Annotated in this window: 12 protein-coding genes; 5 read left to right on the top strand and 7 right to left on the bottom strand. The window is 64.9% G+C overall.

What is annotated here, in order from left to right:
- From uraH to BUB39_RS13705, 6 genes are all read right to left on the bottom strand, one after another.
- On the bottom strand, positions 1-351 hold the full coding sequence (uraH, locus tag BUB39_RS13730) for a hydroxyisourate hydrolase (RefSeq protein WP_073054357.1): 351 nt from the start codon (positions 349-351) through the stop codon (positions 1-3).
- A 119-nt stretch (positions 352-470) separates the two neighbouring features.
- On the bottom strand, positions 471-1,454 hold the full coding sequence (locus tag BUB39_RS13725) for a quinone oxidoreductase family protein (protein ID WP_073054355.1): 984 nt from the start codon (positions 1,452-1,454) through the stop codon (positions 471-473).
- Between the two features lie 26 nt (positions 1,455-1,480).
- Positions 1,481-2,644 carry an MFS transporter gene (locus BUB39_RS13720; protein WP_073054353.1) on the bottom strand — a complete coding sequence of 388 codons (1,164 nt, stop codon included), beginning with the start codon at positions 2,642-2,644 and terminating at the stop codon, positions 1,481-1,483.
- A 38-nt stretch (positions 2,645-2,682) separates the two neighbouring features.
- Entirely contained in the window at positions 2,683-3,879 is a 1,197-nt protein-coding gene (locus BUB39_RS13715; RefSeq protein ID WP_175561865.1) for an MFS transporter, read from the bottom strand.
- A 151-nt stretch (positions 3,880-4,030) separates the two neighbouring features.
- Positions 4,031-4,747, bottom strand: a complete 717-nt coding sequence (locus BUB39_RS13710) for a TerC family protein (RefSeq protein ID WP_073054351.1) — start codon at positions 4,745-4,747, stop codon at positions 4,031-4,033.
- 100 nt (positions 4,748-4,847) lie between these two features.
- The gene (locus BUB39_RS13705; protein WP_139251475.1) at positions 4,848-5,561 is read right to left on the bottom strand and encodes a CDP-alcohol phosphatidyltransferase family protein; all 714 of its coding nucleotides are present in this window, start codon (positions 5,559-5,561) and stop codon (positions 4,848-4,850) included.
- A 230-nt stretch (positions 5,562-5,791) separates the two neighbouring features.
- Here BUB39_RS13705 and BUB39_RS13700 point away from each other — a divergent pair, with 230 nt between their 5' ends.
- The 4 genes from BUB39_RS13700 (at position 5,792) to hspQ (ending at position 8,281) form a co-directional block, all read left to right on the top strand.
- Positions 5,792-6,229 (top strand): YeeE/YedE family protein, encoded by a 438-nt coding sequence (locus tag BUB39_RS13700; protein ID WP_073054347.1) that lies wholly within the window; start codon positions 5,792-5,794, stop codon positions 6,227-6,229.
- On the top strand, positions 6,226-6,720 hold the full coding sequence (locus BUB39_RS13695; protein ID WP_244540251.1) for a DUF6691 family protein: 495 nt from the start codon (positions 6,226-6,228) through the stop codon (positions 6,718-6,720). The genes BUB39_RS13700 and BUB39_RS13695 overlap by 4 nt, the downstream gene beginning before the upstream one ends.
- Positions 6,717-7,874, top strand: a complete 1,158-nt coding sequence (locus tag BUB39_RS13690) for a UbiH/UbiF family hydroxylase (RefSeq protein WP_073054343.1) — start codon at positions 6,717-6,719, stop codon at positions 7,872-7,874. The genes BUB39_RS13695 and BUB39_RS13690 overlap by 4 nt, the downstream gene beginning before the upstream one ends.
- A gap of 74 nt (positions 7,875-7,948) precedes the next feature.
- On the top strand, positions 7,949-8,281 hold the full coding sequence (hspQ, locus tag BUB39_RS13685; protein ID WP_073054341.1) for a heat shock protein HspQ: 333 nt from the start codon (positions 7,949-7,951) through the stop codon (positions 8,279-8,281).
- A 76-nt stretch (positions 8,282-8,357) separates the two neighbouring features.
- Here hspQ and BUB39_RS13680 read toward each other — a convergent pair whose 3' ends face one another.
- Entirely contained in the window at positions 8,358-9,080 is a 723-nt protein-coding gene (locus BUB39_RS13680; protein ID WP_084527360.1) for an invasion associated locus B family protein, read from the bottom strand.
- 247 nt (positions 9,081-9,327) lie between these two features.
- On the opposite strand from BUB39_RS13680, the gene BUB39_RS13675 reads away from it, so the two are divergent.
- Positions 9,328-11,157 (top strand): extracellular solute-binding protein, encoded by a 1,830-nt coding sequence (locus tag BUB39_RS13675; protein WP_073055491.1) that lies wholly within the window; start codon positions 9,328-9,330, stop codon positions 11,155-11,157.
- The last annotated feature ends 12 nt before the right edge of the window (positions 11,158-11,169 follow it).

The following is an 11,169-nucleotide window of genomic DNA, read 5'->3' as shown; positions in this document are numbered from 1 at the left end:
TCAGCTGCCGCGATAGGTTGAATAGCCGAAGGGCGAAATCAGCAGCGGCACATGATAGTGCTGGCCGGGCTCTGCGATCCCAAAACGGATCGGGATAACGTCGAGAAAGGCCGGGTCCGGCAGGGCGATGGCGCCGCGCTTCAGATAGTCGCCGGCATGGAAGACGAGCTCGTAAACACCCGTCGAGAAATCGTCGCCTTCCAGCAACGGACCGTCGATCCGACCGTCGGGATTCGTCACAGCCGATCGGACGAGATGTCGTTCTTGATCAAGGCGATAGAGCTCGATCTTCAGACCGGCCGCCGGGCGGCCTGCCGCCGTGTCGAGAACATGCGTCGTGAGGCGGCCCATTCGAACTCCATGCAAGACATGCCTGAGGCCGGCACAGCTGAAGCTGCACAAGCCTTAATCAAATCGTACAATCATTCCGGAGCTGCACGCAATGGCGGCAGAATGTCCGCATGCGGCGGTCAGTGGTGGGGGATGAGCACGACGGAACCCTGGGTGCGACGGGTTTCGAGCGCAGTCTGCGCCTTCGCGGCGTCGGCAAGCGGAAAACGCTCCGGCGCGTCGATGCGAACCTTCCCGGAGAGAATCATCTCGAAGAGATCAGCAGCCGCGTCGAGCAATTCGGACCGCTTCGCGACATAGTGGCCGAGGGTCGGCCGCGTCGCGTAGAGCGAGCCCTTGCGCTGCAGCAGGTTCATCTCGAAAGGCGGTACGGCACCCGAGGAATTACCGAACGATACCAGCATGCCGCGCGGCTTCAGGCAGTCGAGCGACCCGATAAACGTGTCCTTGCCAACCGAATCATAGACGACATCGCATTTGGCGCCGTCCGTGATGTCAGTGACCCGCTGGACGAAGTCCTCCTCGCGATAATTGATCACATGGTCGCAACCGAGCGTATGGGCGCGAGCCGCCTTTTGAGCCGAGCCGGCCGTCCCGATGACCGTCGCGCCGAGCGCCGCGGCCCATTGGCAGGCGATTGAGCCGACACCGCCGGCCGCAGCGTGGAACAGCAGCACTGTCTGCGGCGTGACGACATAGGTTTGGCGCAGCAGATAGCGCGCCGTGAGTCCCTTCAACAGCACCGATGCCGCGATGGCGTCGTCGATTCCGTCAGGGACCGGCACTAGCCGCTCGGCCGTGATGATCCTCTCCTCGCTGTAGGCGCCCGTCGGGCCGGCATAGCCGACCCGGTCGCCGACCTTGATGTCGGCAATGCCCTCACCCACAGCTTCGACGATGCCGACACCTTCGCTGCCCGGCACGAAGGGCAGAGGCTGCGGCGGCGGATAGAGGCCGGAGCGGTGATAGACGTCGATGAAGTTGAGCCCGATCGCCGTATGCCGGAGCCGGACCTCGCCCGGCCCGGGTGCTCCGACCTCGACGGCTTCGAAGCGCAGCGCCTCGGGACCGCCTTGCGCATGGATACGGATCGCTCGGGTCATGAACCTCTCCTCCGATGATCCCGCCATCAGGCGCGGGCAGCCGCGAGTTCACCAGCCGTGCGGTGCGGACGCAAGCCGCTGGCCAGCGCGACGCTGAGAAAAAGCGGCGGCAACAGCATCGCGAGGCCGAAGCGCAAGTCGAGATGCTGCGCGACGAAGCCGATCATCGGCGCGCCGACCAGGAAGCCAAACAGCGCGAACAGCGACAGGAGCGCGACATTCGGCGCCGCGGGCCGGTCGCCGAGACGCGCCGCAGCCGTGACGCCAAGCGGGAAGCCGACCGAACAGCCGAAGCCGAGCGCGGCAAGTCCGATCATCGCCTGCAGCGCACCCGAGCTCGTAACGACGATGCCGATCCCAATGATCGTCACGGCGCCACAGAAGCGGGCAAGCATCACCGGCCCGAACCGCGTCGAAAGACGGTCGCCGAGGAAGCGCCCGGCCGCGATCGCGAAGGCATAGGCGGTGTAGCCGAAGCCGGCCTGCGCGAGCGGCGCGCCGATGATGTCGCGCAGGAACACCGCAGACCAGTCGGCGGCCGCGCCTTCCGCCATCGCAATGCCGAACACGAAGATGCAGAGACCGATCAGCGCTTTCGATGGGCCCGGCCAGTCGCGGCGTGGCTCAGCGGCGTGACTGACGGCGTCTGGCAGTCGCGGCAGCGTTAAGCCGAGCCAGAGCGCCGGGCCAAGCAGGATGAGCGAGACGGTGACGAGCGAACCACTGACCGGCACGGCCAGCGCCGCGAAGGCGACACCGACCAGACTGCCGACCATCTGGCCGAGGCTCCAGAAGCCGTGGCAAGTACTCATGATCTTCGCGCCGGCAGCGTGCTCGATCGCGTCCGCGGCGACGTTCATTCCAAGTTCGAGACCCGAGACCGCCGTCCCGACGACCAGGAGCGCGAAGAAGAGACTGGGCAGGTTCCAGGCAAAGGCCGGCAGCGGCGCCAGCACGAGAAACACCAGGAATCCGCCCATGATCGCTGTGCGCGCGCCGATCTTTGCGACGACCCGCCCAGCAAATGGCAGCGTCAGCAGGAGGCCGATCGGCATGCCGAGAAGCGCCAGCGCCAGTTGCGCCGGACCAAGACCCAGCGCCGCCTGAACCTCGGGGATGCGGGGAAACCAGCTTCCCATGGCGATCGACTGGATGAAGAAGATCGCCATGATGCGGCGGCTATCGGACATGGCTCGGCTCGCGGTGCTGACTGGACTTTTAGGAGGATTTACGCGGCGGCTGCCTTGCTGTCGGAGGAAGGCAGCGGTGGTGTCTGTTTCTGCGGCCGAACTCGAACCTCGCCTGAAAGGAGAAGGCTCATGCCGGCCGCGAGCAGCAGCGTCGCGAGTGCGAGCCTGAGGCCGAAAGCCTCGGCCACGAAGCCGATCACCACGGGTCCGACCATGAAGCCCGAGAAGGACAGCAGAGACAGCGCGGCGACGTTGACGGCGGGCGACCCGTCGCGCGATGCGGCCGCAGTGACGGCGAGCGGGAACACGATCGACACGCCGAAGCCTGCGGCAGCCGCGCCGACGATGACCATAAAGGGATCGACCGCGAGAACCATGGCGAGAAGCCCGGCAAGGCCGACCGAACAGCAGACGCGCGCCATCGTGGCTGGCCCGAACCGCGTCGACAGCCAGTCACCAGCGAGACGGCCAGCCGCCATCAGGAAGCCGAATGCGGTGAAGGCGAAGCCAGTGATCGGCGGCGTCTGTCCGAAGACATCGCGCAGGTAGATTGCGCTCCAGTCTGTGATCGCCCCCTCGACCAGCAGCATGCCGAAGGCGAAGAAGCAAAGCGCGATGATGCTGCGCGGCGGCAGCACGAAGACGGGCGCCTTCTCCCCGGGCTCAGCCGCAGGCAGCGCGCCAAGAGCTGGCAAACGCATGGCGATCAGCTGGCTGACGATGAGCACCAGGATGATCGCGATCGCGATGTGCTCGCCGGGCGGCAGGCCGAACGTCGCCGCTGCCGTCCCAACAGCGCCGCCCGCCATCAGACCCAGGCTCCAGAACCCATGGCAGCGCGACATGACGGTGCGACCGATGGCCGTTCCGATGCGATCCGCCGCGACATTCATGCCGACTTCGAGCGGGCCCATGCCGAGGCCGACGAGCATGAGCGCGACAAACAGCATGACAGGAGAAAAGGCAAAGCCCGGCAGCATCAGCGGCAGCGCATAGAAGACGAAGCCGTAGCGGATGGCGCGTCGCGGCCCGAATTTCTCGACGAGCGGGCCCGAGAACACCATCGAGCAGACGAGACCGAAGGGAAGACCGAGCAGACACAGGGCTAGGCCGCCAGGCGCGAGCTCGAGGCGATGCTGGACATCGGGAATGCGGATGAGCCAGTTCGCGAGCGCGAAGGAATAAACGAAGAAAAGCCCCATGATGAGGCGTGCCGAAGCGAACGAAAGTGCCATCTGAAATCTGCCGGCGTTGTGCGGAAACAGCCGCTTGCGCGGCCGGGGCTGAAGTCCGCCGCTGACGGATTCGCCAATCCTTTCGAGATTTGCCTTTTCTACAGGCACCCGCGACGGCTGGCAATTGCCGGCCGTCGCATTTTGAACCGGTTCAGCCCGTCCGCTTCCGGCGCGCCGAGACGTTGAGGATTTCGACGAAAGCCGAGAACGCCATGGCGGTGTAGATATAGCCGCGCGGGATGTGGAAGCCGACGCCATCGGCGACGAGCGCGATGCCGATCATCAGCAGGAATGCGAGCGCCAGCATCTTGGTGGTCGGATGCCGATCGATGAAGCCTGCGATGGCGCCGGAGGCGATATACATGACGCCCATCGCGATGACGACCGCCGCGATCATGATCTCGACATGCTCCGCCATGCCGATCGCCGTGACGATCGAGTCGACCGAGAACACCATGTCGATGACGATGATCTGCGCGATGATCGCCGTGAAGCTGGCCTGCACGGGCTTGGCGCCATCCTCGCCGTGGCCTTCGACGCCCTGATGGATCTCATGCGTGGCCTTGTAGATCAGGAACAGGCCGCCCGCGAGCAGGATGAGATCGCGCCAGGACAATCCCTGGCCGAGGATCGTGATCACGGGCTCGGTCAGCCCGATCAGCCAGGAAAGGATCAGCAGCAGCGCGATACGGAAGACCAGCGCGAGCGCGAGACCGATCTGTCGGGCGCGCTTGCCCTCTACGGCCGGCAAGCGGCTGACCAGCACCGAGATGAAAACGATATTGTCGATGCCGAGGACGATCTCCATGGCTGTCAGTGTCAGGAGGCTCGCCCAGGCGCTCGCCTCGAACAGGAGATCCAGATTCATCGTGTCGCCCTCGCCCCATGAAGAAGAAATCCGCTGGCGGATGGCCAGCGGACCCTGACCGTCGCAATCCGCATGCCGGCCAATCGTTCCCGCAACGGGATCAAGCCCCCGCCGGCCGCGGCCGCGTCGCCTGCAGAAGGGCGCCGATGACCGTCAGATAAGTGGTGGTCGCGCCCAGAGCGGCGAGAACAAGATGCCCCGGCCTCAGACCGGCAACGACTGTCAGGATCGACAGCAGCGCCCAGGCGAATGTGACGGCAAGCGTCAGTGGCCGCAGACGCTTGACGCGGAACGGATGCACGAATTCGATCGGCGCGAAGGTCAGGACTGCGAAGAGAACGATGATGCCCGCAGCAGCCGCCTGAGGCAGCGCGAAGGCCATCAGCACGAACACGACCATGTTCCAGACAGCCGGAAACCCGCGAAAGCCATAGTCGGCCGTCTTCATCCGCGTATCGGCAAAATAGATGGCGCCAACGACAACGACCAGAACCGCACCCGGCACGGCGAGCGCCGGCGGCAGGATATCGGAACGTGCCAGGATCAGTGCCGGAATGAAGACATAAGTCGAATAGTCGATGACGAGATCGAGGATCGCGCCATCGAACCACGGCACGCGCTCCTCGACGCGGACGAGACGCGCCAGCGGACCGTCGATTCCGTCCACGAACAGCGCGGCGCCAAGCCAGAGGAAGGTTTCGACGAAGTCGCCGCGCCCCGCCGCGATCGCCGCCAGCAGCGAAAACGCCGCGCCGCTCGTCGTCAGCATATGGACGATCCAGCTGCTCGTCCGCGGCCAGGCCTTGATCATCACGTCAGCTTTCCCCACGCCGGACCGGCAGGCCGGTTCGCGCCCTCGCCCGCCGCCGCCCGGCAAAGGCCGGTCCCGTTGCGGCGCGGGCCGAATTGTCGATAGGGTCTCCTCGCGGGGCTGGCAAGAGCGCGAGAGCGAAGAGTGCGGCGTCCTGTCGCCTGCGACATCACCCGGGGTTGCGGCGCAGCGCTTCGGTGTTCAATTTCAAGCTCAGTCCTCCGGAGCACTCGATGATCGGATTCACGCCCGTTTCCGCGACCATAGGCGGTGCCCTGATCGGCCTCGGCGCGGGGCTGCTCTGGATCGTCAATGGTCGCGTCGCGGGCATATCCAATATCTTTGGCAGCCTCGTCTTCGGCGCGCGGGTCGATCTACCCTGGCGCCTTCTCTTCCTAGTCGGCTTACCGCTCGGCGCGGCGATCGGGCTGGAATTCGGACCGGACTTCCTCTCGGAGATGTCTGGAGCCTTGCCGACACTCGATCTCCCGTCGCCTCTGATTGTCATCGCCGGCTTTCTCGTCGGCGTCGGGACGGCGCTCGCGCGGGGTTGCACGTCGGGCCATGGGGTCTTCGGCCTCGCCAATCTATCGCTCCGATCGTTTCTCGCCGTCGCGATCTTCATGACGACGGCAGTACTGACGGTCCTGTTCGCAAAGCAATGGCCGTGACGGAGCCGGATCGACGCCGCAGCGTGCTCTTCCATGCAGCGGCGCTTGCGTCGGGCACGATCTTCGGCCTCGGGCTCGCCATCTCGGGGATGGTCTATCCCCAGAAGATCAAGGCGTTTCTCGACGTGTCCCGCATCCCCTCGGGCGGCTGGGATCCAAGTCTCGCCTTCGTCATGGCCGCGGCCGTGATCGTGACCATGATGGCCGTGCGCATCGGTCATCGCCGCCGCCGCCCCATCGCGGCGGCGTCGTTCTCGCAACCCCATACAAGGCGGATCGAGGGGCAGCTTGCGATCGGCGCGGCGCTGTTCGGCGTCGGATGGGGCCTCTCGGGGCTTTGTCCCGGTCCCGCCGTCGCAGATCTTGTCTTCGCCTTCCCGGCCATCATCTTGTTCCTCATGTCGATGCTGCTCGGCACCGCCGTTGTCCATCTTTGGCGTCGGCGTGCCCAGCGCTCGGTCATGGGCGCCGCGCAGGAGATTGAATCGTGACTGACCTTGTCGATGTCGCCGTCGTCGGTGCGGGCCCGGCTGGCCTTGTCGCCGCCCTGCTGGCGCGAAGCCGCGGCCTCTCCGTGGCGCTTGTCGCGCCGCGCGAGTTCCCGAAGGACAAGCGCACCGTCGCCATGCTCGGCGTTTCGGTCGATATCCTTGAGGAGGCCGGCGTCTGGACGGCGCTCTCCGATACCATCGCGCCGCTCGCCACGATGCGCATCGTCGACGCGACGCGGCGCCTCGTTCGCGCCCCGCTGGTCGAGTTCCATGCCAGCGAAATCGGCCGCCCGGCCTTCGGCTACAATGTGCCAAACGCCGCCCTCGTCGCGGCGCTCGAGCACGAGGCCGAGAGCGCGGGCATCATGAGGCTCGACGGGTTCGCGCGCGCGATCACGCCGAGCGAAGATCGTGTTGCCGTCGACGCCGTGGATGCCGGCCAGATCGAGGCGCGGCTCGTTGGCGCCGCAGATGGGCGTAATTCTCCGGCACGCGAGGCGGCGGGCATCTCGGTTCGACGCTGGTCCTATCCCCAGACCGCGCTCGTCGTGAACATCACCCACAGCCTGCCGCATGACGACGTGTCAACGGAGTTCCACACCGAAACAGGACCGTTCACGTTGGTGCCGCTCCCCGGCAGGCGCTCGGCGGTTGTCTGCGTGGTGAAACCCGACGAGGCGGAGCGGCTCACGGCGGTGCCCGACGCCGAACTCGCGCGCATCTTCGAAGAGAAGTCGCGCTTCCTCGTCGGCGATATCAAGATCGACGGCGCGCGGCAGCGCTTCCCACTGACCGGCCAGACGGCCCGCCAATTCGCGGCCCGCCGCATCGCATTGATCGGCGAGGCGGCGCATGTCTTCCCGCCGATCGGCGCACAGGGGCTTAATCTCAGCCTGCGCGATGCGGCCGTCTTTGCAGCGGTGGCGGCTGCCCATCGGATCGATCCCGGCGCGGCCGATGCACTTGCGGATTATGATCGCCGTCGGTCGGGCGACATCCTCTCGCGCACGACGGCGGTCGACGCGCTCAATCGCACCTTGCTGACGAGCTTCCTGCCGGTACAGGCGGCGCGGGGGATCGGCCTCTTCGCCCTCGACCGCCTTCCCGCTCTGAAGCGCTTCGCCATGCGCCAGGCGCTCGCGCCGCATCTTTGACGGCGACCATGCACCACCTTGACTTGGCGGGGCGTGGCATGGCTTTTGGCTCGCCGGTCAGTTCGAGGTTATTGATGGGTCAGTCACGCGAAGCAAAGTTCCAGATCGGTCAGATCGTCCGCCACCGCCATTTCTCGTTCCGCGGCGTGGTTTTCGATGTCGACCCGATCTTCGACAACACCGAAGAGTGGTGGCTGTCGATCCCGGAAGAGGTGCGTCCGTCGAAGGACCAGCCCTTCTATCATCTCCTCGCCGAGAACGACGAAAGCGAATATGTCGCTTATGTTTCGGAGCAGAACCTCCTCGCCGACCGTTCGGACGAGCCGCTCCGCCATCCGCAGCTTCCGGATTATTTCGGCGAGCGGCAGGGTGACATCTATGTCGCCCATCGTCGCGGGCTCAACTGACCGCTCCAGCGTTGACTGAAATGAAAACGGCGCGCCAGAGGCGCGCCGTTTCGCATTTCGTTGCCGCGATGCGCGACTACTGGGCCGGCGGCGTCTCGGTGCCGCGTTCCTTGTTCTGCTGCTCGATGAGCTTCTGGCGGTTGTCCTCGGCGTTCTTCTGCAGCTGCTCCTGCAGCGCGTCGCGACGCGCCTTGCCGGCGGCGCGGTCGAGGCCTTCCCCGTCGAAGGTCTTGGTGAAGCCCGTCAGCGCGAAGGGGAACACCATCGGCTTGCCCTGCGGGTTCATCGTGATCGCGGCGACCTTGTTGCCCTTCTTCAGCAAGCTGATGAAGCTGTCGTCGATCTCGGCCTGCGCATAGCAGACGGTCGGATCGCAGATCACATACTTAAGCGGCACGGCCTTGTTCTGATCAACCTGGATCAGGAGGCCCGGCTGGATGAGCTGGCCGGTGAGCACGATGGCCGTCAGGGCCATCTTCGGATCACCCTCCAGCTTGCGCAGCTGCAGCGAGGCGATGAACTGATTCGTCTCGGCGCGCAGTTCCTGCGAGGTGATGCAAAGCTTCTTCTTGGACTGCGGGTCCTGGCCGCATTCCTTGATCCACGGCGTGCCCGGTGCCGCAGCGGCGCTGGCGTCCGCTGCCGGAGCAGCAGCCGCCGGAGCGGCGGGCTTGGCAACCGGCGTCTTCGGGGCCGGCGCGTCCTGTGCATAGGCCATCGGCGCGGCGCCGATCATCATCAGCGCGGCAGCCGCCAAAAGGGGCGCCCGAACCGAACCAATATTCCAACGATACGACATCGAGCGTGTCCTTGAGTTTTCGTCTGCCTTGCGCTGCCACAGGCGAAGGGCGATGCTTGCCCCATCTCCGGCGACACTGATCGGGGCTGGATGACCAGCAATTGAGGCGACACGGTGACGCGCGGGCGGCGGCGCATCATTAGCCGCTCATCCAGTGATTTTCCAGCCTCAAGCAGTTGCCAAGCTCGGCTTGCTGAGCTTTTTTGCCCCGGCCGGCGATGAGCCGCATGAGCGGGAGGTTGAGTCGATGTTGAATCGCGCCCTCGGACCGATGATCGCGTTGGCCGCGCTTGTCATGACGGGACTTGCTGGCGGTCCTGTCCTTGCCGCACCGATGCATGGCATCGCGATGCATGGCGAGCCGGCTCTACCTGCCGATTTTGACCATTTCCCTTATGCCGACCCGGACGCGCCGAAAGGTGGTTCGATCACCTATGCCTTTGTCGGCACCTATGACAGCCTGAACCCGTTCATCGTCAAAAGCGCGACGACGACCTCGCGCGGCATCTGGGACGCCTCGCTTGGCAACAACGTCTTCGAGAGCTTGCTCGTCCGGAACCGCGATGAGGCCTTCAGCCTCTATGGGCTTCTCGCAGACTCGGTGGAGATGCCGGAAGATCGCACCTCGATCACCTTCACGATCAACCCGTTGGCCAAATTCTCCGACGGCCAGCCGGTAACGGTCGAGGACGTGCTGTTCTCGCTCGATATTCTCAAGGACAAGGGCCGTCCGATCTACAAGACCTGGTACGGCCAGGTCGAAAAGGCGGAGAAGGTCGGCGAGCGCGGCGTCAAATTCACCTTCAAGAACGGCGAAAACCGCGAATTGCCAATGCTGATCGGTCTGATGCCGATCCTGCCGAAACACGCGATCGATCCCGAGACGTTCGACCAGTCGACGCTGAAGCCGATGATCGGCAGCGGTCCCTATGTGATGGCCGATATCAAGCCCGGCGACCGCTTCGTCTTGAAGCGCGACCCCAACTATTGGGGCAAGGACCTGCCGGCGAAGCGCGGCTTCGACAATTTCGACGAGATCCGCATCGACTATTATCGCGATGGCAATGCGATGTTCGAAGCGTTCAAGAAGGGGCTCTACGACGTCAATCCGGAGGCCGATCCGGCACGCTGGCTGGAGGGCTACAACTTCGCCGCCGTCAACGACGGACGAGTCGTCAAGGAAACCGTCCAGAACGGGTTGCCGAAGGGCATGCTGGGCTTCGCGATGAACACGCGCCGGCCCGTCTTCGCCGATATAAGGGTGCGCAAGGCGCTCGCCATGCTGTTCGATTTCGAATGGGTCAACAAGAACCTGTTCTCCGGCGCCTATAGCCGTGACGCCAGCTTCTTCCAGGATTCGGTGCTGTCCTCGGTCGGCGTGCCGGCCTCAGCCGCCGAAAAGGCTCTGCTCGCCCCCTTCCCGGATGCTGTCGAGCCTGATGTCATGGACGGCACCTACAGGCCGACCATTTCCGATGGTTCCGGCGGCGACCGCAAGGTTATGCGCGGCGCACTCGATCTGCTGCAGGCTGCCGGCTACAAGCTGGATGGCAACGCTCTGATCGAAGAGAAGACGGGACAGCCGCTTGGCTTCGAGATCCTGCTGCAGGACCGCAATCAGGAACGCGTCGCCCTCGCCTATGCCAGGACGCTGCAGCGCATCGGCATCAAGGCGACCGTGCGCACCGTGGATTCGACCCAGTATCAGCGCCGCGTGCAGGATTTCGACTTCGACATGATCATGACGTCGTGGCCCGCTTCGCTGTCGCCTGGCAACGAGCAGGGCAATCGCTGGTCGAGCACCAATGTCGACGTGCCCGCTTCGTTCAACTATGTCGGCGCCCATAGCCCGGCCATCGATGCGATGCTGGCCGCCCTGCTCGCCGCGGAAAGCCAAGAGGATTTCGTGGCTGCGGTCCGTGCGCTCGACCGCGTCCTGATCTCGGGCCACTATGTCGTGCCGCTCTATTACCTGCCCGATCAATGGCTCGCGCGCTGGGCCCGCGTCGAGCACCCGAAGACGCAATCGGTCAACGGCTACACGCTCTCGACATGGTACGCCGCCCCGGCAAAGTGAACGCCCCCCGCC

It is taken from the genome of Kaistia soli DSM 19436 (assembly GCF_900129325.1).
In the GTDB taxonomy this organism is placed as follows: domain Bacteria; phylum Pseudomonadota; class Alphaproteobacteria; order Rhizobiales; family Kaistiaceae; genus Kaistia; species Kaistia soli.
Note: the sequence above shows the minus strand (reverse complement) of the source record. Positions and strands in the feature narration are given on the sequence as shown.